The sequence below is a fragment of the Agrobacterium deltaense RV3 genome (genome assembly GCF_900013505.1).
GTDB classification, from domain to species: domain Bacteria; phylum Pseudomonadota; class Alphaproteobacteria; order Rhizobiales; family Rhizobiaceae; genus Agrobacterium; species Agrobacterium leguminum.
Genome location: NZ_LT009746.1, coordinates 1,159,080 through 1,184,902 on the forward strand (window position 1 = coordinate 1,159,080; position 25,823 = coordinate 1,184,902).

Here is a 25,823-nt window from a genome sequence, read left to right on the forward strand (position 1 = left end):
CCTTCCGACGGGGCTTTTTCTTTTTAGCATTCAGGCGGCTTCGGCGGGAAGGGCGATGCGGGCTTCAAAACCGTCCTGCCGGCCCGGCGCCGGAGAGGAAAGCACCAGCTCTCCGCCGGCCTGCTCCACCAGGCTCTTCACGATGGCAAGGCCAAGCCCGGTTCCGTCCGCCGTGGTCTGGCCCCTGGTAAAACGCGTCGTCAGCTTGGGCAGGAGAGCCGCGTCGATCGCCGCCCCGGAATTGACGATGCGGATCGTGCCGTCCGCTTCGGCGACGACCTGCACCGGGCTTTCCGCCGGGCTGTGGATCAGCGCATTTTCGAGGAGGTTACGGATGATGATGCCAAAGGCATCCGCGCCGATCCTGCAGGACAGGCCGCCTTCACAGCGATTGGTGAAGCGGATGCGGGATGAGCCGATGGCCGTTCTCATCATGTCATCGATAACCAGTTCGAGAACGGGGATGAGATCGTTTGCCGTGTCGGTGACCCCGATCCTCGCTTCCGCGCGCGACATCTGAAGCAGTTTTTCGGCCAGGTGGGCGAGATGCTGCAGGGATTTTTCGATGTTTTCCACGCGCGGCGCAAGTTCCGGCGGTATGTCGGCGTGCAGCCGCTGCGCCTGCGCCAGCGCGCCGGCAATCGGCGTGCGCAATTCATGGGCGCTGTTGGCGGTGAATTCCCGTTCCGCCTCGATTGCCGATCGCAATCGTCCGAGCAGCAGATTGACCGAACGGGCAATGGGATGGAGCTCGCCCGGAAAGGGTTGCGTCGGCAGCGGCGCGAGATTGCCGCCGTCCTTTTTGCCGATGTCGTCGCGCAGGGTCTGTATCGGTCGCAGCGTTCTGCGCACCACGACAATGACGGCGAAAATGCTGGCGGGAATGAGGAGGAGAACGGGAAGCAGCAGCGCGGTGCCCGCCTCTTCGATTGCCTCGCGGCGATTTGCGAAGGCATCGGCAACCTGCAGGAAATAGTTTCCGTCCGGTGTCGCAACCGTAAAGATACGCTGGGTCGCGGTTTCGGAAAAGCCGGGTTCGAGCGAGACCTCGAAAGGCTCCGTCGAACTGTCATGCGAATGCAGCACCACCTGTCCTTCCCGGTCGCGGACCTGATAGGTCAGATATTCCGCCCGTTCCGACGTCCGGTTGAGCTTTTGCGCGGCAGGCGCGGTGTTGTTTTCCCTCAGGTCGTCCACCAATAGCGGCAGCAGTCTTTCGGCGGTTTCCTCAACGCCGGCGTCGAAAATTTCGGCGAACTCATCCTGCATCACCATGACGCCCAGCCCGCAGGCGAGAAGCCAGGATATGGCGACAACGCTGGTCAGCGCCGTCACGAGCTTGCGGGTCATGCTGGTCGGTCTGGCCATTTCTGCCTGCTTGTAATTCTGACTATCGAATGGTGTAGCCGACGCCGCGCACGGTTTCGACGCGGTCATGGCCGATTTTCTTGCGAAGTCGGCTGATATAGACCTCGACCGTGTTGCTTTCTATTTCCGCGCCGAATTCATAAAGCGTGTCGTGCAATTGCGCTTTCGAGACGACCGCGCCGGGATGTTCGACGAGTTTTTCCAGCACGGCCCATTCCCGGGCGCTCAGCGTCTGCGCCGTTCCATCGACCGTGATGTTGCGCGCCACCTGGTTGATCTCGATGCCGGGCAGGCGGATGACGGGAGCGGAACGCCCTTCGTAACGGCGCGAAACCGCCAGCATGCGGGCCGAAAGCTCGTTGAGATCGAAAGGTTTGACCAGATAATCGTCCGCACCGGCGTTCAGCCCGGCAATCCGGTCGGAGACCTGGTCATGGGCTGTCAGAATGATCACCGGCGTTGCGTCATCGCGCTGGCGCAGGCTTTGCAGAAGGGTAATGCCCTCGCCATCCGGCAGGCGCATGTCGAGCAGGATGAGGCCGTAACCCATCGTCAGCGTCGCCGCCATGGCGTCGCCGAGCGTCTTGAACCAGTCGACAGCATGACCCGCCGCCGCGACATGGTCCCGCAGCGCTTCGCCCAGCACATGATCGTCTTCAACAAGCAGAACCCGCAAGACAGCTCCCTCTATCGCTTCGTCCTGCGTATCTCTTTCTCCGGATAAGCGTCAAGCACGGTGTTTCAGCTGTTCTGCCGCTGGGTGCAGCCGCCGAATACATCGAGCGAGGGATCGTAGACCGAAGTGGAGACATTCATCATGCCAAGGATGCTGTGGAAATAATTGTCGTGCGAGCGCCCGCCCTCCGCTGCGGTTTTTGCGAGGCAGGCTTTGTTGAGCCCCATGGATTTCGCAAAGTCGTCGTCGAACCAGACGAGAAACGGCACATGGGTCTGCTGGTCGGGCGCCAGAAGATAGGGCGCGCCATGCAGGTAGACGCCGTTTTCGCCAAGCGACTCGCCATGGTCAGACGCATAGATCATGCCCGTCGCCAGCCTGTCCGAACGAGCCTTCAGCTTGTCGATCACGGTCGAGAGGAAATGGTCGGTATAAAGAAGCGTGTTGTCGTAGGAGTTGACGATCTCCGCGTCGGAGCAGTTACCAAGCTCGGCCGTGCGGCAATCCGGGGTGAATTTGCGGAATTCGTCGGTATAGCGCAGATAATAGGTCGGCCCGTGGCTGCCCATCTGGTGCAGCACGATGACGCTGTCTCTGGTGACGTTGTTGAGCCAGGAGTCGAGCTTGTCGAAGAAGATATCGTCGCGGCATTCCCCGCCGGTGCAGAAGCGGCTGTCATTGGTGGAGGGCAGGTCGAAATAGGGGATGCGGTCGGCCACGTTCTTGCTGCCGGTATTGTTGTCCAGCCATGTCGCGCTGACCCCGGCATGGACGAGAACATCCATGACGTTTTCATTGGCGAGCGCCTTTTTGTGGCTATATTCCGAACGCGGGAACTTCGAGAACATGCAGGGAATGGAAATCGCCGTCGCGGTGCCGCAGCTGGTCGTGTTCGGAAAATAGACCACACCGCGTTTTGTAAGCTCGGGATTGGTATCGCGCCCATAGCCATTCAGGGAAAAGTTCGCGGCCCGCGCCGTCTCGCCCGCCACGATGACGGTGATACGGGGTTTGCGGACGCCGCCCAATGAAGGCAGGACCTTCGCATCCCCGCCGACCGGGCTGACCTGAATATCGACTTCCTTGCCCGCCAGCGTGAAGTAATGAATGGCCGACATGATTGGCGACAGGGGATTGACGCTTTTGACGATATCCTTGTGCTGGCGCACGGCGGTGGTGAAGGTCTTGGAATTGGCGAAGCTGATGATGCCGGCGATGGAAAGACAGATCAGGATGCTGATCGTGTTCCACAAAAGCTTGTCGAGGATCGGGCGGTGGCGCACACGCACGGTGGCGATGAGGAGGGACGGCACCAGTCCGTAAATCGCCATGTGCCAGAGAAAGCCGGGCGTGATCAGATTGCCGGCTTCCGCCTGCGTCGTCTCCATGGCGTTGCGGATCATGTCGCTGTCGATGACGATGCCGTAGCGATCCATGAACCAGGAAGCGGCCGCCGCCGCGAAGATCACGAAGATCAAAAACGGCTTGATGAGATATTTGGCGGAAAAAATGATGATGAGGGCGCCGAGAAAGGCGGCCATGGCAGCATAAAGCGCGACAATGGCGACCGGATAGGCGGAAAGATAGGTGTGAACCTTCGACCAGAATGTCCGGTTCATGAAAAACAGCAGATAGGCCGCCGTCAGCAGGCTGAGCGGCACGCTGCCGATTTCCGGACGATATGTTACTGTTCCCGTCGCTTTCGCGGTAAAAAGAGCCACTGTCAGATCCACCAGATTTCCAATAGGCCGGCGGCAACGGAGACGGGGCGAAAACGCCGTCGTCCAGGCTGCCGCATGGGCCGATCAATGGCGGATGCGTCATTTTGCTGACATCAACCTGAAAGCTTGTCATGGAAGTGTCACACTCCGTCGTGGCCGTTCGGTGGTGGTGTTTGAGATTGTCGAGACGATAGAGGCCTTAATTGAGGCCCACGATGCCTGTGGCGGTGGTGCGCGTTGCGAATATGCGCGTGGCCCTGACCGGTAGCAGGCTGCCTGCGGGCAGGTTCTGGAAGGTCACCGTCGCCCCGGAAAGCAGGGTCAGGCAGAGATGGCCGCCATTGCCCACATAGATGGCGCGGGTGGGGGAAGAAAGCGGGTTCGTATCGTCCGGAACGACATCGAAAGCGTGGGATGCCGGAGATTCGAGGCCGGCGGCGTGGTGTTCGTAAGTCTCAGCCATTGCTGTCTCCCGTAAATTAAAATCTGCCGCGATTATGGGGTGCGCTGCGGCTGTGGGGAAAAGCGGGGACAGGAAATATTCGGACAGGATTTCGGCCTCGTGTTGGGCCTGCCCGCAAGAGCGTCATTCCTTTCGCAATCCCATGCGGTTACGCCGCCCCCGCCTGTTGCCGCCGATGCGGCGCAAACGGGTGATGGCGGATTTTTCGTCCACGGGATCGGCAGGCGGGCGGGTGCTGTCGCTTCAATTGCGCATATGGAGAATGAAGGCCCTGACGGCGGGAGAGGCTTCCGTTTTCCGGTGGGCTATAGCGAGGTCCGAGGTCGTGGAACTGGCCGCAAGCGGCACGTAGCGCACACCGGGCAACCTCAGGCAATTAAGCGAGCGCGGCACCAGCGCGACGCCGAGGCCGATGGCCACCATGCTAGTAATCGTGGTGTAGTCCCTGCCTTCCGGGTTGATCGCCGGCTGGAACCCGGCTTCATTGCAGGCTTCTATCGTATTGTAATGAAAGCCGACATCCGGTGGTTGCCGCGGGGTAATGAAGGTCTCGCCGGCAAGGTTTTTCAGATCGACCTGCAGCGCAAACGCCAGGGGATGGTTTTCAGGAAGTGCGGCCATCAACGGTTCGCGCAGCACCACATGGGTTGTCACACCTTCCGGAACAGGCGCAGGCGGGCGGATGAAGGCGAAGTCCAGATTGCCGTCGGCAATCTTGGCCAATTGCAGCCGCATCTCCATCTCGATCAATTGTAGCTCCACATCGGGATGGGAAGCGCGGAAACTGGCGATGGACCGGATCATCAGGCCGGAATAGGCGGCCGAGGCGACATAACCGATGGAAATGCGCCCGGTTTCGCCGCGATCGACGCGTTTGAGCGCCGCAAGCGTCGCCTCGGCATTGGCGAGGATCTTCCGGGCATCCTCGTAGAGAAGCTGGCCGGGCGTGGTCAGCTTCACCGAGCGGCGCGTCCGGTCGAGAAGCGGCATGCCGACAATCTGTTCGAGCGCCATGATCTGCTGGCTCAAGCCCGGCTGGGCGATACCGAGGCGGGCGGCGGCGCGCTCGAAATTGCGCTCATCCACCAGCGTGGTGAAATAGCGCAGGTGGCGCAATTCGAACGTTTCTGCCCGGCTTGCCGGTTTCCTGCCCATCGTCACGGCCTTTCCGGCAGATTTGAATAATTCCAAGCTATTATCGCTGCTACTTTTCATAATCAATAGTTCTGAAAAAAACCGGCTGCGCTTATTGGATCACAATTCGTCCCTTGCGTAATAAGATGACTTAAATTCTCCAGAAAAATACCGCCTTATGGTGGCGCGGGTGATGAAGGGGCTTGGGGTGCAGGGAAAAACCAAACACATTTCCATTCTGGCTGGCGGTTGCGCCGTCATCGCTTATGTGGGCTTTTTGGCCCCGGCTTCCGCCCTTGCGCAGGAGGCCGGTACGACGGTGCTGCAGACCATCACCGTGGAGGGCGCCAAAAATCAGGACCCCAAGGCGCCCGTGAAAGGCTATGTGGCGAAAACCAGCGCCAGCGCCACCAAGACGGGGCGATCCCTGATCGAGACGCCGCAATCCGTATCCGTCATCACCAAGGACCAGATGGATGCTCAGAACGTTCGCAATCTCAGCGAGGCGCTGAATTATGTTCCGGGTGTCGTCGCGCAGCCGTTTGGGGCGGATCCGCGTTTCGATGCGCCGCGCATTCGCGGGTTCCAGGGAAACCAGTTGCAGTTCCTGAACGGTCTGCGGCTGATGCGCACCGCCGGTGCGCCCTCCTATGAGGTTTACGGTCTGGAGCGCGTGGAAGTCATTCGCGGGCCGGCTTCCGTTCTTTTCGGTCAGGGCAATCCCGGCGGCCTCATCAATCTCATCAGCAAGCGGCCGACCTTCGAACGGTTCGGCGAAGTCGGTGTGCAGATCGGCAGCTTCGACTATTACCAGTCGATGTTCGATATTGGCGGCCCCGTGGCGGATAGCGACAGTTTCGCCTATCGCCTGACCGGCCTTGCGCGCAACGCCCATGCCCAGACGGACAATTTGCAGAACGACCGTTATTTCATCGCACCGGCGCTGACCTGGCAGCCGGACGAGGATACGAAGCTGACGGTTCTTGCCTCCTATCAGCACGACAATCCGAGTTCGCCCTCCGGCCTCCCGCCGGCGCTGACCTATCTCAGACCCGGCAATATGCTGGATCGCAGCTTTTATGTCGGCGATCCGTCCTTCGATACGTCGAGCCGCAAATTCACCAATATCGGTTATGAATTCGAGCACCGTTTCGACGAGACCTTCACCTTCCGGCAGAACGCGCGTTATTCCAATTTCGACTGGTCCTACCGCGCGCTCGGCATGTCCTCGACCAGCGGCGGCATGATCGGCAATCTTATCCGCCGCAATGCGACGTTTCAGGACGAGTTGCTGAACACTTTCAACATCGACAACAGCCTGCAGGCGGAGTTCTCCACGGGGCCAATCGACCACACCCTGCTTGTCGGGCTGGACTACCGTTATTTCGACAATAACGTCAAAACCGAGTTCTGGGCCGCGACGCCGCTCAATCCCGTCAATCCGGTCTATGGCGGGCCGATCAGCCTCACCTCGCGCACGCTTTATGCCGATGTGAAGACGGATATTTCCCAGATCGGCCTTTATGCGCAGGACGAGATGGCTTTTGAGAACTGGCGCGTTACCGCCGGCCTGCGGCAGGACTGGGCAAGCACCAGTGGCACGACCTTCAACGGCACCACCTACCGTTCGCTCGACAAGGACGATCACAAGCTGACCGGCCGCGTCGGCATCAGCTATCTGTTCGATGGCGGCATCGCGCCCTATGTCAGCTACGCGACCTCCTTCGAACCGGTGCCGCAGCCGGCTGTCGGCGATGCGCCGAAACCGACCACCGGCGAACAATGGGAGGCGGGCGTCAAATACCAGCCCGAGGGTTTCGACGGTTTCTTCTCCGCCGCGATCTACGATCTGACACAGAAAAACGTCACGACGACGGTGGGCGGCGTGACGCAGCAGATGGACGAGGCGCATGTGAAAGGCCTCGAGCTTGAAGGCGTCGCAAGCCTTGCCGACGGGCTCGACCTGCGCGCGGCCTATACCTACATGGACAGCGAGGTCTCCGGCCGCGTGAATAACGGCAAGGAGCTGGACAGCACGCCGCGGCACGCCGCAAGCCTCTGGCTGGATTACACTTTCCCGGAAGATACCGTCCTTGAGGGTTTCGGCATCGGCGGCGGTGTGCGTTATGTCGGAAAACGCTATGGTGATGCCGCCAACACCTTCGAGATGAAGGGCCTCGCCCTGCTCGATCTCGGCGTGCACTACGAGAAGAACGGCTACCGCGCCTCGCTTCTGGTGCAAAACTTGACTGATAAAGAATATATTTCTAGTTGCTCGACTTTCGGATGCTATTACGGTGACGGAAGAACGGTTATGGGCAAGCTGACCTATCGTTGGTGACGCCATATCAAAGTGAAGCAGCAGGGGCATGACGCGCAAGGATCGATGGATGTCCCCCCTTTGGGGGCGGCGGGAATTTTTAGGCCTGCTCGCTGCTTCGGCTCTTGCTGGCAAGGCGCGCGCGGCGGTCACGCCACGCCTTGCCGCCATCGACTGGGCCATGCTGGAAACCGCCGTTGCGCTCGGCGTCATGCCGGTGGCGGCGACCGAGCTCATCCAGTTTCGGGAGGACGCGGTCGAGCCGGAAATCCCCGCAACCGTCGCCGATCTTGGCCTGCGCGGCGCGCCGAATTTCGAGCTTCTGCAACTGACCCGGCCCGATCTCATTCTGATTTCGCCCTTCTACACCCGCTATACCGGCAGGCTGGAAGCGATTGCCCCGGTCTTCTCGCTGCCCTTTTACGTGAAGGGCGAGCCGCCTTTCGCAAAGGCGCTGGCGGCGGTCTCCGCCCTTGGCGAAAAGCTTGGCAGCGCCGATGAGGCGCGCAGGGTTCTGGGCGAAACGGAAGCGACGCTGCAAGCCATGCGGACCCGCCTTGCCGGTTTTGCGGCGCGGCCGAGTTATGTGATCAATATCGGCGACGCCCGGCATTTTCGCGCTTTCGGTGCGGATAGCATGTTCGGGGATGTTCTTGGCCGGCTGGGGCTCGCCAATGCCTGGGTGGATCGTTCGCAATTTACCTTCGCGGCCCCGGTGCCGCTTGAAAATCTCGCCGCTTCGCCCGATGCCCGCATCGTCATCGTCTCCGATATTCCGGTCGAGGCGCGGGAAACCCTGCGCAGCAGCGCCATATGGCGCGCGCTGCCTGCCGTGCGGGAAAACCGGGTGGTCACGATCGGCAATGTCGGTCCCTATGGCGGCATCACCGCCGGCATGCGCTTTGCGCGGCTTCTGACCGAAGCGCTCTCGGCGCAGGGAGAAGCTCTGTGACGGCGCGGCCTCTCCAGCTTTTCTTCGGGCTGCTGTTCGTTCTGGCCTGCGGGCTGTCCCTGCATGCCGGGCTGTTACGGCTGCCTTTCGGTGCATGGCCCGGCCTGCCGTTCGATGCTGCCACCATGTCGATGGATCAGGTGATTTTCGCCTTCAGCCTGATGCCGCGCGTGGCGGTCGCCATTCTGGCGGGCGCGATGCTCGGCCTGTCGGGCGCGTTGTTCCAGCAATTGCTGCGCAATCCGATTGCCGATCCTTCGACGCTCGGCATCTCGGCCGGCGCGCAACTGGCCATCGTCATCGCAACCCTGTTCTTCCCGTGGATGCTGGATGGCAACCGCGCTTTGGTGGCGCTTGCCGGCGCGGCCGGTGCCGCCGGCATCGTGTTTCTTCTCGGCTGGCGACGCTCCTTCGAGCCGGTGACCATGGTGGTGTCGGGGCTGCTGGTCGGCATCACCGCCGCGTCCGTTTCCGCCGCGCTGACGCTGGCACAGGGCGAATATCTGATGTCGCTGGTCGTCTGGAACGGCGGCTCGCTCAGCCAGCAGGACTGGTCGAACGCCTTGTCCCTCGCGTTCCACCTTGTTGCCGGGCTCGTTCTGACCGGCCTGCTGATGAAGCCGCTGACGGTCCTCGGTCTCGGCGATGCCGGTGCAAGATCGCTTGGCGTCTCGCTGTTTTCGATCAGGCTGGCGGTCGCCGCCGTCGCGGTCATGCTGGCCGCCTTTGTTGCTTCGGCGGTCGGCCTCGTCAGCTTCATCGGCCTTGCAGCACCTGCGCTCACCCGGGCGCTTGGTGTGCGGCGTTCGTCTTCGGTGCTCCTGGTTTCCCCGCTTCTGGGCGGACTGCTGCTGTGGTTCTGCGACGGTCTCGTGCAGCTTCTGGCAAGCACGACCGCCGAAGTTTTTCCGACTGGCGCGGTAACGGCCCTGATCGGCGGCCCGCTGCTTCTGTGGCTGCTGCCGAAAATCCGGCCGACCGATGTGCAGCGCGGTGAAGGCGTCGAGCTGGCGACAAGACGCCGGCTTACGGCCCTGCTGCCGGTGCTGGCCGTCATGGCGGGGCTGGTTTTTGCAGCGCTTGCCATCGGCAAGGGGCCCGATGGCTGGACGGTGCTGAAGGCTGACGATCTGCAAAGCCTGCTGCCGTTCCGCTGGCCGCGGCTGGTGGCGGCCGTGGCCGCAGGCGGACTTCTGGCTATGGCGGGCGCGCTTCTCCAGCGGCTTACCGGCAATCCCATGGCAAGCCCGGAGGTGATCGGCGTCAGCGGCGGTGCAGGCCTCGGTTTTGCCGCCGCCATCACGATTTTTCCGGCCGCCGGTCTTTTCGAACTGTTTTGCGGCGCAGGCATCGGCTCTGCGGCCGTCATGATCCTCGTCCTGCTGTTTTCCATGCGCCGGCACCTCGCGCCGGAAAAAATCCTGCTCGCGGGCATTGCCATCAGTTCGCTCTGCTCGGCCGTTCTCTCGGCGCTGCTTGCCATTGGCGACCAGCGGGCATGGCAGATCCTCGCCTGGCTCAGCGGCTCGGGTTCGACGGCGACGCCGGCTTCGGCGATTTTTCTCGCCATTCTTTCCGTCGTGCTGCTGGCGGGCGCGCTATCGGTCACGCGCTGGCTGACGATCCTGCCGCTCGGACGCGATGTGCCGCTCTCCCTCGGCCTGCCGCTCGGCGCGGCCCGCATCGCCGTCATCGCGGTGGCGGGCATTGCCACCGGAGCTGCCTCGCTGCTCGTCGGTCCCTTGAGTTTCGTCGGATTGATGGCGCCGCATATTGCGCTTCGCGCCGGTTTCACTACGCCGCGCGACCATCTCTTCGCCTCCTTCCTGTTCGGCGCGGTGCTGATGGCGCTTTCCGATCTTGGCGCACGGACAGTCACCTTTCCTTACGAACTGCCGCTCGGGCTTTTTGCGGCGCTTGCCGGCGCGCCCTATCTGATCTGGCTTTCAGGCAGGCGATGATGATTTTTTTGAACGACGTACGGAGATGAGAACCATGGGTCAGGCAGCACTTGCCGTCGATTATGACGATATTCCGCTTTTTTCTCTCGACGGCGTGACCATGGAAGTGCCGGGCAGGACATTGCTGCAGCCGCTGACGGCCAGTTTTGCGACCGGCAAGACCATCGGCCTGATCGGTCATAACGGTTCGGGAAAATCCACGTTGCTCAAGATTCTCGCGCGGATTCAGGAGCCGACGGCGGGCAGGGTCTCATTCGAAGGTAAGGCGCTCGGCGCATGGGGCAATCGTGAATTTGCGCGAAAGCTCGCCTATCTGCCGCAATATACGCCGGCCGCCTCCGGCATGCTGGCCAAGGAACTGGTGGCGCTCGGCCGTTATCCCTGGCACGGCGCGCTTGGGCAGTTCACCAAAGCGGATCAGGAGAAGGTGGACGAAGCCATCGAACTCACCGACACCGTCGCCTTCCGCGACCGGCTGGTGGATACGCTTTCAGGCGGCGAGCGCCAGCGCGTGTGGCTTGCCATGCTGGTGGCCCAGAACGCCGAGAGCCTGCTTCTCGACGAACCCATCTCCGCGCTCGACATGGCGCACCAGATCGAAGTGCTTTCGCTGGTGCAGAGACTGTCGCGCGAAAAGGGTCTCGGCGTCATCGTCGTGCTGCACGACGTCAACATGGCGGCGCGCTTCTGCGATGAGATCGTCGCGCTTCATTCCGGCCAGCTTATCGCGCGGGGAACGCCGCAGGAGATCATGACGCCGGAGACGCTGCAGCGCATCTATGGTGTCCGCATGGATGTCATGACCCATGCCGCCACCGGCTTTCCCGTCGCCCTGCCGCTTTGAGGTTGTTGCAGCAAAACAACGGCCGGCAACACTGGCTGTTGATGGCGATTCCCCACGTATTTCCCGCCCTAACAATGTCTTAATGGCATCCTACCGCCATCAGACATTGTTAACCGTTCCGCTTTCATCGCCTCCAATTAAGTTGTTTTGGATCGATTTCAGGGAACAAACGTTAACAGTGCGGAATTCAATATCCGGAGAGGGCAAGAAGGGCTGCTGCGGGTAGGAATAAAACAGGAGAAAATCAGATGAAAAAGGCTGTTGCCGTAACTTTTGCCGCATTGACAATGGGCCTCGGCGGAACCGCATCCGCCCTCGCTGCCGACCTCGCGAGATATGAGCCGGCTCCGCAGGAGCAGGACGATCGCAACGGCGTCAAGATCGGTTACCTCACCTGCGATATCGGCGGCGGCGTCGGTTACGTTCTCGGCTCGGCCAAGGAACTGGATTGCACCTTCCAGTCCACCATGGGCGCCCGTCGCACCGACCATTACACCGGCGCCATCCGCAAGATGGGTGTCGACCTCGGCTTCACCACGCAGGGCCGTCTGGTCTGGGCCGTTTTCGCCCCGACCGCCGGTTACCACCGCGGTTCGCTCGGCGGCCTTTATCAGGGCGCAACGGCTGAAGTCACCGTCGGTCTCGGCGTCGGCACCAACGTTCTCGTTGGCGGCACGTCCGGCTCCATCCAGCTGCAGACGGTCAGCGTGACGGGTCAGGTTGGTCTCAACCTCGCCGCCACCGGCACCTCCGTGACGCTCACGGCCATGAACTGATCGGCAAAGTGCCCGGCCCCGGCCGGGCATTCTGTCGCATGTCAAAATACGCCCTCTTCGTTGTCAGACGGAGAGGGCGTTGTATTATCCGGGCCATGATTTCCACATTCAGAAGTGTCGCGGCAGTAACCGTCTGTTCTTTCCTTTCGGCGACAGCCGCTTTTGCCGAGGGCGATGCGGCCCACGGGGAGAAGGTCTTCAGCCGCTGTTCCACCTGTCACAGCGTCGACACGCCACGCACCCGCATGGGGCCGCATCTGATGGGTGTCGTCGGCAGGTCGATGGCTTCCGTCACCGATTACGGCCACTATTCGCAGGCGCTGAAGGATGCCGGTGCGGCTGGCCGGGTGTGGTCGGAAGAGGAACTGCAAAAATTCATCGCCAGCCCGAAAAAGGCGATCCCGGGAAATGCCATGCGCTTTTTCGGGCTGTGGAGCGAAACCGATATAGCGGATCTGATCGCCTATCTGAAAACGCATCCCATGCCGCAATAGCGGTCAGAGCGGCGCTTCAGCGATAATCTCTTCCGCCTCTTCGAAGGTCATCGCCATGACTTTCGAGCCGATCTCAAAGCCGAAGCCGTTACGGGCGAAAGCGGAGAATTCCTTGGTCTTGCGCTTCTCGTCCAGTTCGACACGGCGAAACGGCCCGAAGGCGCGCTTGCGGGCGAAGATGACGGCTGCGACGAGATCGTTTGTTTCCTGAAGCGCGACGGCTGCCGTTTCCCGGGCGATGCCCTTGACCTGAAGTTTCTGCGCGAGCCCGCGTTTTGACTTGCCGCTGCGCTGGCCGCTCCGCACGGTAATTTCCGCGAAGGCCGTGTCGTCGAGCGCCTTGATGCCATAAGCGAAGGTCACGGCAAATTCGCCAAGCGCCCTGACCTGCGCCGGGCTGATATCCTCGAATTTTTCCCGCGCCTTGCGCATGATGGCGTCGCGCAGCTGCTTTTCCGTCATCATGCGCTGTTCCAGCCGGTAGAGCGCAGAATTGCGCGCCCAGGACAGCATCCGGCTGGTGGGTTCAATGGCCGGCGTGTCGCCGTCCATCGCCATGTCCTCGGCCAGGAAGGGGCTGGAATCGTCGTTCATTCCGCTTTTATAGCGCGGTGAACCCGTCTTGCCAGTTCCTTCCCGGCCCGTTTCCTCCGGTTTTCAGTAGCTCAGGGCGTTTGCGCGCCGGTTGCGGCGACATAGACCGAATAAAGCGATTTCGTCGCGGTGATGAACAGGCGGTTCTTTTTCGGGCCGCCGAAAGTGAGGTTGGCGACTGTCTGCGGTACCCTGATCTTGCCGAGGAGCGTACCTTCGGGGGAAAAGCAGTGAACGCCATCGCCGGCGCTGGTCCACAGGTTGCCGGCCGTATCCAGGCGGAAACCGTCCGGCAGGCCATTGTCGAGATTGCAGAATTCCCGGCCGTTGGTGAGCTTCGCGCCGTCCACCACATCGAAGACGCGGATATGGCGCGGGCGGGAGACATCGTGGCTGTAGGAACTGTCGGCAACGTAGAGCTTCGTCTCATCAGGCGAGAAGGCAAGACCGTTCGGCTGCAGGAAATCGTCGATGGCGATGTCGATCTTTCCGGTTGCGGGATCGAGCCGGTAGACATTGCGGGTCTTCTGTTCTGGCTCCGCCTTGTAGCCCTCGTAATCGGACAGAATGCCGTAGGTTGGATCGGTGAACCAGACGCTGCCATCGGATTTCACCACCACGTCATTGGGTGAGTTCAGCCGCTTGCCGCCGTAGCTGTCGGCAAGAACGGTGATCGCGCCGTCGACTTCGGTGCGGGTGACGCGGCGGCCGCCATGTTCGCAGGAAACGAGCCGCCCCTGCCGGTCGCGCGTATTGCCGTTGGTGAAGTTGGAGGGCTGGCGGAATACCGAGATCCCGCCATCCGGCACCCAGCGCAACATGCGCTCATTCGGAATATCGCTGAACAGCAGGCAGTTCAGATCGGCAAACCACACCGGGCCTTCGGCCCAGCGGCAACCGGAATAAAGCTCTTCCAACTCGGCATTGCCGACGATCAGATGGCGAAAGCGGTCGTCGTGGATTTCGTAAGGGGAGGTCTTGTCTGTGGTCATGAGCGTGGTCCGCTTGGGGGCTTGTCGTTATGGGTTCAGCGCGTGGCCTTGGGGCCGCTTGCCAGAAGAATGACGGAGATGATGATGAGGCCGGTGAGGATGAGACGGATGCCGGCGCCGAAACCGTAAGTATTCAGCATCGACACCACCAGGAACATGAAGAGCGAAGCGCCCCAGATGCCGGGCACATTGGAATCCCCTCCCGCCACCGCCGTTCCGCCGATGACGACGACAGCAATGGACATCAGCAGATATTCCGAGCCCATGTTGAGCGCAGCACCGCCGGAGAAGCTGGCGAGCAGGTAACCCGCGATGGCAGCAAGCACCGCGCAGAGCACATAGGTGACGAAACGTGCGCCGTCCACCGGAATGCCGGTCATGCGGGCGGCGAAGGTGCTCTGGCCGATGGCGGAAATCCAGCGTCCGTAAAACGAGCGGTCGAGCAGCAGCCAGGCGATGACCGAAAGTAGCAGGGCCACGAGGGCGACGTTCGGAATGCCGAAGAAACTTGACGTGGTGAATGTGGCCAATGTTTCCGGCGGCTTGATGCGCAGGCCGCGGTTCGACCAGATGGCGATGGATTGCACGATGAAGCTCATGGAGAGCGTCGCGATGATTGGCGGGATGCGCAGGAGCTTGATCAGCGCATAATTGCCGATGCCGATGGCGATGCCGATCAGGATGGCGATCAGCAGTCCGGGCAGGATGAGACCGTCGGACACATCCATGAATTTGAGCGCCAGCGTGCCTGACAGCGTCATCGTGGCGGGTACGCAGAGGTCGATATTGCCCGGTCCGAGCGTGATGACGAACATCTGGCCGATGCCGACGATGACCGAAAAGGCCGCAAAGGTGAGTGCGGCGTGCGACAGGCCGAAGGAGCTTGCACCGCCGGTGAAGAGCACGGTGACGATCCAGACGACCGCCGTTGCGGCAAAAGACCAGATCCATGGTTTTCTGGTGAGGGAAGAGAGCCCGTTCATTGGTTTTTCTCCCGCTTTTCAAGACGGTTGAGCAGAATCCGCAGCGCCAGCACGATGATGAGGATCGCCCCCTGCGCGCCGATCTGCCAGTCCGGCGAAATGCGCATGAAGGAGAGAAACGAACCGGCGAGCGTCAGCGTCAGCGCGCCGATGACCGCACCTATGGGCGATACCCGGCCGCCGACGAATTCACCGCCGCCGAGAATGACGCCGGCAATCGAGAGCAGCGTGTAACGCAGCGCGATATTGGCGTCGGCCGATGTCGTCAGCCCGACGAGGGCGATACCGGACAGCACCGCGAAGAAACCGGCCAGCGCAAAGGTGGCGGCGCGAATGCCGACGACCGACCAGCCGGAACGCTCGACCGAGCGGAAATTGCCGCCGACGCCGCGCATCAGCACGCCGAAGGAAGAGCGCATGACGATGTAATGGGCGACCACCGCGATCAGGATGCTGGCGACGATGGCGATCGGCACAAAAGGCGGTTTTGCCGTCATCAGCGTGCGGATGAAAGCGGGGGCCTGGCCGCCGGGCGAGGGAAGAATGAGAACGGCGAGGCCGCCCCAGACGAAGCTCATGCCGAGCGTGACCACGATGGAGGGCAGGGCGCGGATATGGATGATGGCGCCCAGCAATGCATAGACCGCAATCGCACCGGCAAAAATCGCAATTCCGAGGAGTGGCGTGGTTTGCAGGAAAGTGGCGGTCACACAGGCGCAGAAACTGACGAAGGTACCCATCGACAGATCGAGATCGTTGACCGACATGATCAGCATCTGCGCAATGGTGGCGAGCGCAATCGGCACCGCCAGATTGAACAGCAGGTTCATGCCGGTATAGCTCATGGCGCGCGGCTGCATGTAGAAGACGGCGGCGAGCAGGAAGGCGAGCGAGGCGGCGGGAATGATGAGGCGGAGCGCGTTTGCCGAGAGTTTCATGCGTGGTCTTCTCCGGCAAAGGAGGCCGCCAGCACATTCTGCTCGGTAATATCGTCGCCGACGAGTTCCGCCTGGATGGCGCCGTCGCGGAACACATAGACCCGGTCGCAGAGGCGGATTTCGTCCATTTCGGTGGAGTACCAGATGAAGGTGCGGCCGTGGGAGGCTTCGGTTCTCAAGATGTCATAGACCTCCTGTTTGGTGCCGATATCGACGCCGCGCATCGGGTCGTCCATCAAAACCGTGCTGGCGGTGGTGGCAAGCGCGCGGGCAAAAAGCACCTTCTGCTGGTTGCCGCCGGAAAGCGAAAGGATCTTGTTGCCCATGTCGGGCGTGCGGATTTCGATGCGCTTTTTCCATTGCGCCCCAAGCTCGGTTTCCTTGGCTCTGTCCACCATGCCTGCGGCTGAAATATCCCTGAGCGAGGCGATGGACAGGTTTTTGAGGATGCTCCACAGCGGAAAAGTGCCGTTCAGGCTGCGATCCCCCGCCACGAAGGCGATATCGGTCTTGCGCGCGGGCAGCCAGCTATTGTTGCGGGCAAGATAAAGATCGAGCAGCGCTTCGGTCTGGCCATGACCGCCGAGGCCGGCAAGGCCGACGATCTCACCGCGAAAGGCCTCGAAGGCAAGGCCTTCGCCGCGCCGTGCCGGCATGGAAAGCACCTTCTCGCCTGCCTTGCGGCTTTCACCCCGCCGCCTGTCCTGTTCCTTGACGACGCTGCCCATGGCCTCAACCAACGAGCGGGTGGTGAAGTCGGTGGCCTTCCGGTCGGCCACCACCCGGCCATCCTTCATCACCACGATACGGGTGGCCGTCGAAAGAATTTCGCCGAGAATATGCGAGATCAGCAGAACCGAGCCGCCCTCACGCACGAAACGGCGGACATAATCCATCAGCTGCTCGGCGAGACCGGCATCCAGCGAAGAGGTGGGTTCATCGAGGATCACCAGTCTCGGCGCGTTCGGTATGCGGCAAAAATTGATGGCGATTTCCACCATCTGCCGTTCGGCGATGGAAAGTTCGGCGATGGTCAGCTCGCAATCGATGCCGTGGCCGGGAAAAATCTCGTCCAGTGTCTGGCGGATCGTCGTCAGCGCACGGCCGCGCCAGTTTCGCCCACCCGTGGCGGCATGCATGATGCGGACATTTTCGCTGATCGTCAGGTTCGGGCAAAGCGACAGTTCCTGAAACACGCAGCGAACGCCGCTCGCGCGCGCGGCGGCAATGCCGTGGCGGTTTTCGTTGCCGCCATAAGAAACGGAACCCTCATGCGGCGTCAGCCCGCCATTGATGACGTTGACGATGGTGGACTTTCCCGCGCCGTTATGGCCGACGAGCCCGAGGCATTCCCCCGTGCGGATGACGAGATCGGCCCCATCCAGCGCTCTTACCGCGCCGAACACGACCTTCACGCCGCGCGCAGCGACGACTTCTTCCGCCTCGATGATGTCATTCATGAGCAACTACGCCAGTGATGTGAAAATCAGACAATGTGTGACTATTGCGGCGCCCTTTACGGGAGCGCCGCAATAGTCAGGCTCTGGGTCGATCCGGCCTATTTGGCCGATGCGATGGCCTTCTGGGCGTCTTCCTGCGAATATTCAACATTCGCCACGCCGCCCTTCTGGGTCGTCTTCAGATTTTCCTCGAGATTGGCCTGGTCGATGCGCAGGAAGGGCACGGTCAGGTCCTTCTTCACATCCTTGCCATCAAGGATCTGCTGCGCCACCCAGAAAGCGAGCGTCGAGACGCCTGGGGCGATGGAGACGGACATGGTCTCGTAACCGCTTGCGTCCTTCTGCTGTTTCCACCATTGCAGTTCGTCTTCACGGTTGCCCATGACGATGGTCGGCGTCGGGCGCTTGGCGGCGGCAAAAGCCTGTGCCGCGCCATAACCGTCGCCGCCCTGCGTCACGACTGCCGCGACTTCGGGAAGGCTCGGCAGAATGCCGGCGACGGCGCGCTGCGCCACATCCTGCGCCCAGTCGCCGTTGACGGAACCGACGATCTTGAACTGCGGGTTCTTGGCGACGCCGGCGGCGATGCCGGCGTGGATTTCATCGTCCACCGAAACGCCGGCAAGGCCGCGAATTTCAAGCAGGTTGCCGCCCTTCGGCATGGCCTTGGCGAGATAGTCGATCTGGCTTTCGCCCATTGCCTTGAAATCGACGGCGATGCGCCATGCGCAGGGCTCCGTGACGATGCCGTCGAAGGATACGACGGTGATGCCGGCATCGCAGGCTTCCTTCACCGCGCCGTTAAGCGCGGTCGGCGAAGCGGCATTGATGACGATGGCGTCGTAACCCTGAAGAATGAGGTTCTGGATCTGCGCGGCCTGTTCGGTCGCCTGGTTTTCGGCGGTGGTGAAGGCGTCGGCGGCAGCGACCTGCTTGTCGGCAACCGCCTGCTTGGTGATCTTGTCCCAGCTCGTCAGCATCGCCTGACGCCAGGAATTACCGGCATAATTGTTTGAAAGCGCGATTTTTTTGGCCGACGTATCGGCATGAGCGGTGATCGGCAGAGCTGCGCATGCGACAGCGGCCGATGCCAGAAGCATCTTCCTGAAAGCCATTTGATTTCCTCCCTCGTGGCTTGCCCTTTTCGAGCCCGGAATCCTCGCACGCCGCAAATCTCCTCGGCGGCAGGTGGAATTCCTTTGCACTGGAGCTCCTTTCCCCAGTAGAAGCGAGAATGACCAAGAAGATTTGGCTTGTATAGGCGGATCGCGGCAATCTTCCTGCGGGTTTCCGCAGAAAGCTTGCGGGAACCCGCAGGACGAAACGCCACTGCCGGGCGCAGAATGGATGATGCGGCGCCCTAGGGGTTGAATCTTGCCGCGATGGTCGAAGGCAGGCGCTTGGGAGGGCGTCCGCACATGCTGGATACGCCGAAAAGCGCTCTTTTTCATCATTATATGGGCATTTCGCGGCTGCTCGCCGGGCAGCTCGAATTTAATGCCATCATCCAGGCGGTCGCCACCGAGATCAGCCATATCATCCCGCATGACCATATGGATGTCTGCATCAAGCAGCTGGATGACAAATATCACATCGCCTATGAGAGCGGTCTCGTCAGCGCCTGGAGCCGGCAGCCGCCCGCCCTTCTGACCGGCAGCCCGATCCGTTCGCTGCTGTCAGGCGAGGTGGAATATCTCTTGAGCGGCGACGCCTGTTCCGATCCGCGCTTTCATTTCGAAGGGTCGTTTTCAAGCCCGATCATCGAACTCAACCTGCATAGCCGGCTGCATGTGCCGATGAAGGTGCATGGCGATATCATCGGCGCGCTGAGTTGCTCCTCCCACCAGTCGGATGCCTACACGATGGAGGATGTGGCGAATGCCCGCGCCGTCGCGGATTTGCTGGCGCCTTATTTCTACGCCATCCGTGCCGCCGAGCAGGCCAAACGCTCCGCCATCGAGGAAGCGCGCGCCAATGCCCGCGAGGAGGGACTGCGGCTGGGCGCGCTGCAATTGACCGAGGCGCTGGAGGCCGAGCGGCAACGTATCGGCATGGATCTGCACGACCAGACGCTGGCGGATCTGACGCGGCTGGCGCGGCGCATCGAGCGCATGAGCCATACCCCCGACCTGTCAGGCGAGATGCTGGAGCCGGTGGTGCGCAGCCTGCAGCATTGCATGCAGGATTTGCGCGAGATCATCGAGGAGGCGAAACCCTCGATCCTGCAATTGTTCGGCGTCGTTGAGGCCATCGAGACCTATGTGGACCGTTCCGTGCGCGACAGCGGGTCCGCAATCGACTGGTCGGTGACGGATGAGACCGATGGGCTGGTGGAAAGGCTGGACAAGACGGTGGTCATCTCGCTGTTCCGCATCGTGCAGGAGGCGGTGAACAATGCCATTCGCCATGCACAGCCCGAAGCGATTGCCGTGAAACTGACCGCAATCGACGGCGGCTTGCGGGTGACGGTCAGCGACGATGGCAGCGGCGGCGGCGAAGGCGGGGCCTCCGGCGGCCTCGGCATCGGCAATATGAAGACGCGGGCGCGGCTGATTTCGGCGAAATTCGATATTGGCGGCAATGGCATGGGAGCGGGAACCCGCATCACCGTCACCTTGCCGGCAGGCGCTTTCGACCGGGGGGAGGAGTTGTGACATGGACGTGCTAATCGTTGAGGACGATGCGCTGCACCGCGCCTATCTGAACGAGGCGGTGCGTGCCGCGCTGCCGGAATGCGACAAAGTTCTGGAGGCGGCAAACGGCAGAACCGGCGAAAAGCTCGCACGGGAAAATCGCGCCGCCCATATCGTCATGGATTTGCAGATGAACGAGCGCAACGGCATCGAGGCTGCACGCACCATCTGGAAGGAAAGGCCGGATACCCGCATCCTGTTCTGGTCCAATTATTCCGACGAGGCCTATGTGCGCGGTGTCTCCCGCATCGTGCCGGAAGGGGCCGCCTATGGCTACGTGCTGAAATCGGCCTCCGACGACCGCCTGCGGCTGGCGCTGCGCAGCATCTTCATCGAGGCGCAATGCGTGATCGACCGGGAAGTGCGCGGCCTGCAGGAAAAGAGCCTCGGCAAGGCGCATGGCTTTACCGATTCCGAATATGAAATCCTTGTCGATGTCGCTCTCGGCCTCACCGACAAGGCGATTGCGCGCCGCCGCAACCTGTCGCTGCGCAGCGTGCAGAACCGGCTGCAAAGCCTCTATGAGAAACTGAACGTGCATCAGGCAGCCGGCGATGACGAGGCGGAAGGCCGGTATAATCTCAGAACCCGCGCCGTTACCGTCGCTTTCCTGCGCAAGCTGTTGAATTACAGCGCGCTGGAAAGGGCCGAGCGGGAGTTGGCGGAATGGGCGGGCAGCCGCTGATCCTCAGGGCAGGAAGGCAAGCAGCCGTCTTTCATCCGCCCTGAGGCCGGAGACTGGCTTTGCCCCGACCTTCAAGATGCGGCCAAGCTTTTTCTGCGCTTTCTCTTCCGTGGCGATGTCGAGGACGGCCGGGTGCACATAGCTCTTGCGGCAGATGGCGGGCGTGTTGGAAAGCTCCGCCGCTGCTGCCTGGCACATGCCTTTTATGCTCGGTTTTTCACCCGCCGCCACATGTTCCATCGCGTTGCAGAAGGCGGCGAGCGTTCCGCCCCAGGTGCGGAAGGTCTTGGCGGAAATACCCTGACCGCCGATACGGGAGAGATAAGCGTTGAGATCGCTGGAATCGACGGAATGCACCCGGTTTTCACTGTCCTGCCAGACGAAGAGTTCCTTGCCGGGCAGATCGGCGATTTCCTCAAGGATTTTCTGAAGGCGAGGGTGGCGCAATTGCCGTTTCACCTTCTGTCCGCCCTTAGCGGCAAACCGCAGCTCGATGGTTTCACCGAAAGAGACGTGCCGCTTGAGCAATGTCGTTGCGCCATAGGTGCCGTTGGTTTCGAGATAGGAGCGGTTGCCGACGCGCAGATAGGCGGCATCGAGCAGCAGCGTGAGCGCCGCGAGCGTCATTTCCTGCCCATGATCCTGTTTTTCGATATCGGCGATGGCGCGGCGGCGAATGGCGGGCAGCGCCTTGCCGAAGCTCTTGAGCTGGAAGAATTTCGTCTCACCCCGGAGCGCATGCCAGTCGGGATGATACCGATACTGTTTTCGCCCGCGGGCATCGAAACCCGTAGCCTGCAGATGCCCTGATGGGTCGATGCATATCCAGACGTCTTTATAGGCTGGCGGCACGCCGAGCGCCTTGATGCGTTTCAGTTCGACGCTGTCGGAGAGAAGTTCGCCGCCCGGAAGGCGGTAACAGAAACCGCGTCCGCGTTTTTCGCGGGAAATACCCGGCTCCTGATCGTTAACATAGGCAAGTCCGATTTTGGCAAGAAGGCGGGTGGGCGGTTGTGGCATGGTTTTTTCCGGCAGGTTTCACGCTGCGGCAAACGAAAAATAGGCCGCCTTCGTTCCGGCGGCCCGTCGTTCCAGTCGTGAGTTTTCTCAGCGGCCTTTTTAATCAGCCGGCCTTGGCGATCCGCAGAATCTGCGAGTTCCCGCCGCCGCGCTCTTCGGTCACGGCATAGATGGCGCCATCCGGACCGACCTTTACGTCGCGAATGCGCGCTTCCAGCGGCAGCCGGCTTTCGGTGGCAACCCTGTCGCCATCGATATGCAGGATGACGAGACCCTGGCTCACCAGGCCGCCCACGATGAAGGCGCCCTTCCATTCGGGGATTTGGTCGCCTTCATAATAGGCCATGCCGGAGGGGCCGATCACCGGGTCCCAATAATAGACCGGCTGTTCCATGCCTTCCTTTGCGGTAACGCCTTCGCCAACCGACCTTCCGCTATATTCGACGCCATAGGTGATGACCGGCCAACCGTAGTTCAGGCCGGCTTTCGGCAGGTTCAGCTCATCGCCGCCCTTCGGCCCGTGCTCCACCGTCCAGAGCCTGCCCTCACCATCAAGTGCCGCAGCCTGCAGGTTGCGGTGGCCATAGCTCCAGATTTCGGGGAGGGCGTTCTGCTGGCTGGCGAAGGGATTGCCTTCAAAGGCCTTGCCCTGCGTATCGATGCGGAAGACCTTGCCGAGCCCGCTCGACAGATCCTGCGCCTGCACGCGCGGCTTCGAATCGGAACGTTCTCCGACGGTGACATAAAGCTCGTTGTTCGGCCCGAAAACGAGGCGGGAGCCGAAATGTTTGTCGCCGTCATAGGTCGGCATCTGGCGGAAAATCACTGAGACATTGTCCAGCTTTGCCGCGCCGCCCTCCTCGGTCAGTTTCGCCGAGGCTACCGACGTGCCGTTGCCGCCATTGCGCGGTTCGGAAAAGGAGAAGAAGATGGTGCGCGATGTTTCGAAATCCGGAGCCAGCGCGATGTCGAGAAGGCCGCCCTGTCCGTCGGATGCCACCTCAGGCACGCCCGCGATCGCCGGGCCGGCCTTGCCGTCGGCGACGATATGCATCGCGCCTTCCTCGGCCGCGACGATCATGCGGCCATCGGGCAGAAACTCCATCGACCACAGATGCGGCAGGCCGTCCGCGACCACGTTTTTTTCGACGCTTGGCTGGGTGGCGGCCTGCGGCGCGCGGGTCTGGCCCTCAAAAGCCGGTTTCTGATCCGGCGCATTCGGCCGTTTCGTTTCGGCGGCCGGGGCCTGGGCCTGCGCAACACCGGCAAGCGGCACGGCGAGCAGCGCACACAGGATCGTCGAACTCAGAAATCGGTTGGTATGGAACATGGGTCTCCCTTCCATCGTTTACATCAGGCGGAGAACCATTTGGGGAGGATTTCGTTTCCTACGATAGTTTCAAGAAAACTTGATCACTCCGTGTGCAGGCGGCACGCTCTTTTCTCATCCATGCGAATTCATAAGGAACCGCAAGGCGCAAGCGACGTTTGGGCTCTGTTATACGGAGGGCGCCATGCAGATCATCGACAACAAGACCATTGACGGGAACAGAACCAAGCCGATTCTCAACGTTGCGGAATTCTGCCGGCGTTACCGGCTGGACAAGGCCGAGGAAACCCGGCTCAGAAAGCTGTTCGGCGAGTTCGCCTCGCGGCACGAACTTTTGATGAATGCGCAGCGCAAGCCGAGCTTCCGCTGATCATTCCTCCGGGTCGAGAGATTTCCCGAAGATCATGAAGACATCATAACGGGTGTTCTTGCCCATTATCTGATGCGAAGGCTTGCGAATGCCCGGCATTGGCTCGGCGCGGAGCGGCCATTTCAGAACCACCCGTTTCGTCGCATTCTCCAGTGCAGCCTCCATCAACTCCACCTGATCCGGGTCGGAGCCAACCAGTTCCCTGAGCACCCGCATCTCCTTTTTCACCAGCGCCGTGTTGTGGCGCGGTGGGTGCATGGGGTCTACAATCACCACCTCCGGTGAAAGCTCTTGCAGCAACTGGCGTGAATCTCCGTGAAGCAGCGTCATGCGCGCCGCCGCCTCGGCATAGGCGCCGCCCGCCTCCAGCGCACGGCGAATGCCATCGGCGAGATGAGCATGCATGTCCGGCGAGCGTTCGATGAGGGTCACTTCCGCGCCGAGTGAGGCAAGCAGAAAGGCATCCCGCCCGAGCCCGGCCGTGGCATCGACGATTTTTGGCGTGCGGCCTTTGGTGAAACCCGCGGCTTTCGGCAGGGCCTGCCCGCGCCCTTCGCCGGAACGGAAACGGTGCCCGACCGCGCCGCCGACAAAATCCACCACGAAGCTTTCGTTTTGTTCCTTCATCTTGGACCTCAGAAGGGGCAGGGTACGGTATAGGTGACGTCACGGCCATCGGGATGGCGGAACCCGACCTCCTGCGCATGCAGCATCAGCCGCGGCGCGGCGGCGAGCGCTTCGCCCTCGGCGTAAAATTCATCGCCGAGGATCGGATGGCCAAGCGCCTTCATATGCACCCGCAATTGGTGGGTGCGGCCGGTAAGCGGGGTCAGCGCCAGTCGCGTTGCCGGAAGCGGCAATCGTTCCAGCACCCGCCAGAGGCTCTGCGCGGGCTTGCCGTTCTCGCGGTCTACCCGGTGGCGTGGCTTGTTTTCGGGATCGATGGCGAGCGGCAGGTCCACTTCCCCCGCTTCTCCCACAACCTCTCCCCAGACAATGGCGACATAGGATTTGCGTGTCTGGCGGTTTTCAAACTGCGACGCAATCGCCGCATGCGCCTTGCGGTTCAGAGACATCAGCACGATGCCGGAGGTGTCCTTGTCCAGCCGGTTGATCATCAGCGCTTTCGGAAACTGTTTCTGTACCCGCGTCATCAGGCTGTCCGAAAGCGCGGGATCGCGCCCCGGCACCGATAAAAGCCCGCTTGGCTTGTCGAGCACCAGCAGATCGTCGTCGCGGTGCACGATGGTGAGCCAGGGGTCGAGTGGCGGAAGATAGACGGGGTTGGAAAGCTCTGGAGACATGTCGCTTCCTTAGCACGAATTGCGCATACGGACAGGCGCTAGAGCATTTCCAGGAAAAGTGGAGCTCGGTTTCCGTCCGGAAATGCGCCAAAACAAGGAGTTAGAGTGTTTTCGCGCTCCGAAGAAAAGCGAAAAAACTCTAGTCGGGAATGTGGAGATTGACGCGACCGCTGGTCAGGTCGCTTAAAAGGCGGGTGAGCCGTTCGGCTTCCTCCGCCGGAACCGAAAGCAGCATATCCGCGCCGGTGCCGGTGAAATCCTCCCTTTCCAGACGCAAGTTCTGGGTGGCGGAAAGGCGTGATTTCACAAGCGCCAGATCGGAGAAGGGGCAACTGAGCGTCGCGCTGACATAGGCGATGACCGGCGAGGTTTCGCCAAGCCGCAGGCAGGCGGCCGCCGTGCCGCCATAGGCGCGCATTAGCCCGCCGCTGCCGAGCAGGATGCCGCCGAACCAGCGGATGACGAGAACGGCGACATTGTCCAGCGCCTGACCGTCTATGGCCTGAAGGATCGGTTTCCCGGCCGTGCCCGAAGGCTCGCCGTCATCGCTGAAACGATAGGTCTGGCCGCTTCGCCAGGCCCAGCAATTATGGTTCGCATCGGGATCGGAATGCGCCGCAAGAAAGTTTTTCGCGTCCTCTTCGCCCGTCACCGGCGCGGCAAAGGCGATGAAGCGGCTTTTCTTGATATCCTGCGAAAAGGTTACGGGGCGGTCGAGCGTGAACATGGGCGTTTCAATATCGCA

At 61.4% G+C, this 25,823-nt stretch carries 25 protein-coding genes; 9 read left to right on the forward strand and 16 right to left on the reverse strand.

All coding sequences use genetic code 11. The annotated features are described in order from the left end of the window. Positions 1 to 30 precede the first annotated feature (30 nt). The 5 genes from AGR7B_RS19715 to AGR7B_RS19735 form a co-directional block, all read right to left on the reverse strand. Complete coding sequence (locus tag AGR7B_RS19715) at positions 31 to 1,368, reverse strand: sensor histidine kinase (RefSeq protein ID WP_080857652.1); 1,338 nt, start codon at positions 1,366 to 1,368, stop codon at positions 31 to 33. A 22-nt stretch (positions 1,369 to 1,390) separates the two neighbouring features. Next, on the reverse strand, positions 1,391 to 2,044 hold the full coding sequence (locus tag AGR7B_RS19720) for a response regulator transcription factor (RefSeq protein ID WP_020010073.1): 654 nt from the start codon (positions 2,042 to 2,044) through the stop codon (positions 1,391 to 1,393). A gap of 65 nt (positions 2,045 to 2,109) precedes the next feature. Next, complete coding sequence (locus AGR7B_RS19725) at positions 2,110 to 3,777, reverse strand: phosphoethanolamine transferase (RefSeq protein ID WP_080857653.1); 1,668 nt, start codon at positions 3,775 to 3,777, stop codon at positions 2,110 to 2,112. A gap of 187 nt (positions 3,778 to 3,964) precedes the next feature. Then, positions 3,965 to 4,228, reverse strand: a complete 264-nt coding sequence (locus AGR7B_RS19730; RefSeq protein ID WP_065657417.1) for a spike base protein, RCAP_Rcc01079 family — start codon at positions 4,226 to 4,228, stop codon at positions 3,965 to 3,967. 243 nt (positions 4,229 to 4,471) lie between these two features. Next, positions 4,472 to 5,383 carry a LysR family transcriptional regulator gene (locus AGR7B_RS19735; RefSeq protein WP_065657513.1) on the reverse strand — a complete coding sequence of 304 codons (912 nt, stop codon included), beginning with the start codon at positions 5,381 to 5,383 and terminating at the stop codon, positions 4,472 to 4,474. Positions 5,384 to 5,540: 157 nt separating this feature from the next. On the opposite strand from AGR7B_RS19735, the gene AGR7B_RS19740 reads away from it, so the two are divergent. The 6 genes from AGR7B_RS19740 (at position 5,541) to AGR7B_RS19765 (ending at position 12,709) form a co-directional block, all read left to right on the forward strand. Next, the gene (locus AGR7B_RS19740) at positions 5,541 to 7,703 is read left to right on the forward strand and encodes a TonB-dependent siderophore receptor (RefSeq protein WP_162934208.1); all 2,163 of its coding nucleotides are present in this window, start codon (positions 5,541 to 5,543) and stop codon (positions 7,701 to 7,703) included. A gap of 28 nt (positions 7,704 to 7,731) precedes the next feature. Continuing rightward, positions 7,732 to 8,634 carry an iron-siderophore ABC transporter substrate-binding protein gene (locus tag AGR7B_RS19745; RefSeq protein WP_162934209.1) on the forward strand — a complete coding sequence of 301 codons (903 nt, stop codon included), beginning with the start codon at positions 7,732 to 7,734 and terminating at the stop codon, positions 8,632 to 8,634. After that, the gene (gene fhuB, locus AGR7B_RS19750; RefSeq protein ID WP_080857654.1) at positions 8,631 to 10,595 is read left to right on the forward strand and encodes a Fe(3+)-hydroxamate ABC transporter permease FhuB; all 1,965 of its coding nucleotides are present in this window, start codon (positions 8,631 to 8,633) and stop codon (positions 10,593 to 10,595) included. The genes AGR7B_RS19745 and fhuB overlap by 4 nt, the downstream gene beginning before the upstream one ends. Before the next feature lie 34 nt (positions 10,596 to 10,629). Then, entirely contained in the window at positions 10,630 to 11,439 is an 810-nt protein-coding gene (locus tag AGR7B_RS19755; protein WP_035263594.1) for an ATP-binding cassette domain-containing protein, read from the forward strand. A gap of 248 nt (positions 11,440 to 11,687) precedes the next feature. Further along, positions 11,688 to 12,215, forward strand: coding sequence for a DUF992 domain-containing protein (locus AGR7B_RS19760; RefSeq protein WP_003522107.1), 528 nt, complete (start codon positions 11,688 to 11,690; stop codon positions 12,213 to 12,215). A 95-nt stretch (positions 12,216 to 12,310) separates the two neighbouring features. Further along, on the forward strand, positions 12,311 to 12,709 hold the full coding sequence (locus AGR7B_RS19765) for a c-type cytochrome (protein ID WP_162934210.1): 399 nt from the start codon (positions 12,311 to 12,313) through the stop codon (positions 12,707 to 12,709). A 3-nt stretch (positions 12,710 to 12,712) separates the two neighbouring features. Here the strand turns inward: AGR7B_RS19765 and recX are convergent, their stop codons facing one another. From recX to AGR7B_RS19795, 6 genes are all read right to left on the reverse strand, one after another. Next, positions 12,713 to 13,303 carry a recombination regulator RecX gene (gene recX, locus AGR7B_RS19770; protein ID WP_121490440.1) on the reverse strand — a complete coding sequence of 197 codons (591 nt, stop codon included), beginning with the start codon at positions 13,301 to 13,303 and terminating at the stop codon, positions 12,713 to 12,715. Between the two features lie 71 nt (positions 13,304 to 13,374). Further along, on the reverse strand, positions 13,375 to 14,295 hold the full coding sequence (locus AGR7B_RS19775) for an SMP-30/gluconolactonase/LRE family protein (RefSeq protein WP_080857656.1): 921 nt from the start codon (positions 14,293 to 14,295) through the stop codon (positions 13,375 to 13,377). 35 nt (positions 14,296 to 14,330) lie between these two features. Continuing rightward, positions 14,331 to 15,278, reverse strand: coding sequence for an ABC transporter permease (locus tag AGR7B_RS19780; RefSeq protein ID WP_080857657.1), 948 nt, complete (start codon positions 15,276 to 15,278; stop codon positions 14,331 to 14,333). After that, complete coding sequence (locus AGR7B_RS19785; protein WP_080857658.1) at positions 15,275 to 16,216, reverse strand: ABC transporter permease; 942 nt, start codon at positions 16,214 to 16,216, stop codon at positions 15,275 to 15,277. Before AGR7B_RS19785 ends, AGR7B_RS19780 begins: the two co-directional genes overlap by 4 nt. Next, positions 16,213 to 17,676, reverse strand: a complete 1,464-nt coding sequence (locus AGR7B_RS19790; RefSeq protein ID WP_080857659.1) for an ATP-binding cassette domain-containing protein — start codon at positions 17,674 to 17,676, stop codon at positions 16,213 to 16,215. The genes AGR7B_RS19785 and AGR7B_RS19790 overlap by 4 nt, the downstream gene beginning before the upstream one ends. A 98-nt stretch (positions 17,677 to 17,774) precedes the next feature. Then, positions 17,775 to 18,791, reverse strand: coding sequence for an ABC transporter substrate-binding protein (locus AGR7B_RS19795; protein ID WP_003522114.1), 1,017 nt, complete (start codon positions 18,789 to 18,791; stop codon positions 17,775 to 17,777). Between the two features lie 303 nt (positions 18,792 to 19,094). Between AGR7B_RS19795 and AGR7B_RS19800 the strand changes: the two genes are divergently transcribed. After that, positions 19,095 to 20,330, forward strand: a complete 1,236-nt coding sequence (locus tag AGR7B_RS19800; protein WP_080857660.1) for a GAF domain-containing sensor histidine kinase — start codon at positions 19,095 to 19,097, stop codon at positions 20,328 to 20,330. Position 20,331: 1 nt separating this feature from the next. Continuing rightward, the gene (locus tag AGR7B_RS19805; RefSeq protein ID WP_003522116.1) at positions 20,332 to 21,054 is read left to right on the forward strand and encodes a response regulator transcription factor; all 723 of its coding nucleotides are present in this window, start codon (positions 20,332 to 20,334) and stop codon (positions 21,052 to 21,054) included. 3 nt (positions 21,055 to 21,057) lie between these two features. Here AGR7B_RS19805 and AGR7B_RS19810 read toward each other — a convergent pair whose 3' ends face one another. Then, positions 21,058 to 22,074, reverse strand: coding sequence for a DNA topoisomerase IB (locus AGR7B_RS19810; protein WP_065657404.1), 1,017 nt, complete (start codon positions 22,072 to 22,074; stop codon positions 21,058 to 21,060). Positions 22,075 to 22,177: 103 nt separating this feature from the next. Then, complete coding sequence (locus AGR7B_RS19815; RefSeq protein WP_080857661.1) at positions 22,178 to 23,404, reverse strand: PQQ-dependent sugar dehydrogenase; 1,227 nt, start codon at positions 23,402 to 23,404, stop codon at positions 22,178 to 22,180. 184 nt (positions 23,405 to 23,588) lie between these two features. Between AGR7B_RS19815 and AGR7B_RS26010 the strand changes: the two genes are divergently transcribed. Then, a complete protein-coding gene (locus AGR7B_RS26010) occupies positions 23,589 to 23,774 on the forward strand; it encodes a hypothetical protein (RefSeq protein ID WP_003508485.1) in 186 nt (61 codons plus the stop codon). On the opposite strand, the gene AGR7B_RS19825 is transcribed toward AGR7B_RS26010, so the two are convergent. The 3 genes from AGR7B_RS19825 to AGR7B_RS19835 form a co-directional block, all read right to left on the reverse strand. After that, positions 23,775 to 24,401 (reverse strand): class I SAM-dependent methyltransferase, encoded by a 627-nt coding sequence (locus tag AGR7B_RS19825; protein WP_080857662.1) that lies wholly within the window; start codon positions 24,399 to 24,401, stop codon positions 23,775 to 23,777. Positions 24,402 to 24,409: 8 nt separating this feature from the next. Continuing rightward, positions 24,410 to 25,078 (reverse strand): RluA family pseudouridine synthase, encoded by a 669-nt coding sequence (locus tag AGR7B_RS19830; RefSeq protein ID WP_080857663.1) that lies wholly within the window; start codon positions 25,076 to 25,078, stop codon positions 24,410 to 24,412. A 139-nt stretch (positions 25,079 to 25,217) separates the two neighbouring features. Next, positions 25,218 to 25,805, reverse strand: coding sequence for an IMPACT family protein (locus AGR7B_RS19835; RefSeq protein ID WP_080857664.1), 588 nt, complete (start codon positions 25,803 to 25,805; stop codon positions 25,218 to 25,220). Between the last annotated feature and the right edge of the window lie 18 nt (positions 25,806 to 25,823).

Bases quoted from the DNA above. Each gene is read 5' to 3' on its own strand.
- AGR7B_RS19790 (WP_080857659.1), bottom strand. From the start codon at position 17,676: ATGAATGACATCATCGAGGCGGAAGAAGTCGTCGCTGCGCGCGGCGTG.
- AGR7B_RS19810 (WP_065657404.1), bottom strand. From the start codon at position 22,074: ATGCCACAACCGCCCACCCGCCTTCTTGCCAAAATCGGACTTGCCTAT.
- AGR7B_RS19825 (WP_080857662.1), bottom strand. From the start codon at position 24,401: ATGAAGGAACAAAACGAAAGCTTCGTGGTGGATTTTGTCGGCGGCGCG.
- AGR7B_RS19715 (WP_080857652.1), bottom strand. From the start codon at position 1,368: ATGGCCAGACCGACCAGCATGACCCGCAAGCTCGTGACGGCGCTGACC.
- AGR7B_RS19775 (WP_080857656.1), bottom strand. From the start codon at position 14,295: ATGACCACAGACAAGACCTCCCCTTACGAAATCCACGACGACCGCTTT.
- AGR7B_RS19745 (WP_162934209.1), top strand. From the start codon at position 7,732: ATGACGCGCAAGGATCGATGGATGTCCCCCCTTTGGGGGCGGCGGGAA.
- AGR7B_RS19760 (WP_003522107.1), top strand. From the start codon at position 11,688: ATGAAAAAGGCTGTTGCCGTAACTTTTGCCGCATTGACAATGGGCCTC.
- AGR7B_RS19730 (WP_065657417.1), bottom strand. From the start codon at position 4,228: ATGGCTGAGACTTACGAACACCACGCCGCCGGCCTCGAATCTCCGGCA.
- recX (WP_121490440.1), bottom strand. From the start codon at position 13,303: ATGAACGACGATTCCAGCCCCTTCCTGGCCGAGGACATGGCGATGGAC.
- AGR7B_RS19785 (WP_080857658.1), bottom strand. From the start codon at position 16,216: ATGAAACTCTCGGCAAACGCGCTCCGCCTCATCATTCCCGCCGCCTCG.
- AGR7B_RS19740 (WP_162934208.1), top strand. From the start codon at position 5,541: ATGGTGGCGCGGGTGATGAAGGGGCTTGGGGTGCAGGGAAAAACCAAA.
- AGR7B_RS19780 (WP_080857657.1), bottom strand. From the start codon at position 15,278: ATGAACGGGCTCTCTTCCCTCACCAGAAAACCATGGATCTGGTCTTTT.
- AGR7B_RS19755 (WP_035263594.1), top strand. From the start codon at position 10,630: ATGGGTCAGGCAGCACTTGCCGTCGATTATGACGATATTCCGCTTTTT.
- AGR7B_RS26010 (WP_003508485.1), top strand. From the start codon at position 23,589: ATGCAGATCATCGACAACAAGACCATTGACGGGAACAGAACCAAGCCG.
- AGR7B_RS19815 (WP_080857661.1), bottom strand. From the start codon at position 23,404: ATGTTCCATACCAACCGATTTCTGAGTTCGACGATCCTGTGTGCGCTG.
- AGR7B_RS19800 (WP_080857660.1), top strand. From the start codon at position 19,095: ATGCTGGATACGCCGAAAAGCGCTCTTTTTCATCATTATATGGGCATT.
- AGR7B_RS19835 (WP_080857664.1), bottom strand. From the start codon at position 25,805: ATGTTCACGCTCGACCGCCCCGTAACCTTTTCGCAGGATATCAAGAAA.
- AGR7B_RS19765 (WP_162934210.1), top strand. From the start codon at position 12,311: ATGATTTCCACATTCAGAAGTGTCGCGGCAGTAACCGTCTGTTCTTTC.
- AGR7B_RS19735 (WP_065657513.1), bottom strand. From the start codon at position 5,383: ATGGGCAGGAAACCGGCAAGCCGGGCAGAAACGTTCGAATTGCGCCAC.
- AGR7B_RS19830 (WP_080857663.1), bottom strand. From the start codon at position 25,078: ATGTCTCCAGAGCTTTCCAACCCCGTCTATCTTCCGCCACTCGACCCC.
- AGR7B_RS19795 (WP_003522114.1), bottom strand. From the start codon at position 18,791: ATGGCTTTCAGGAAGATGCTTCTGGCATCGGCCGCTGTCGCATGCGCA.
- AGR7B_RS19805 (WP_003522116.1), top strand. From the start codon at position 20,332: ATGGACGTGCTAATCGTTGAGGACGATGCGCTGCACCGCGCCTATCTG.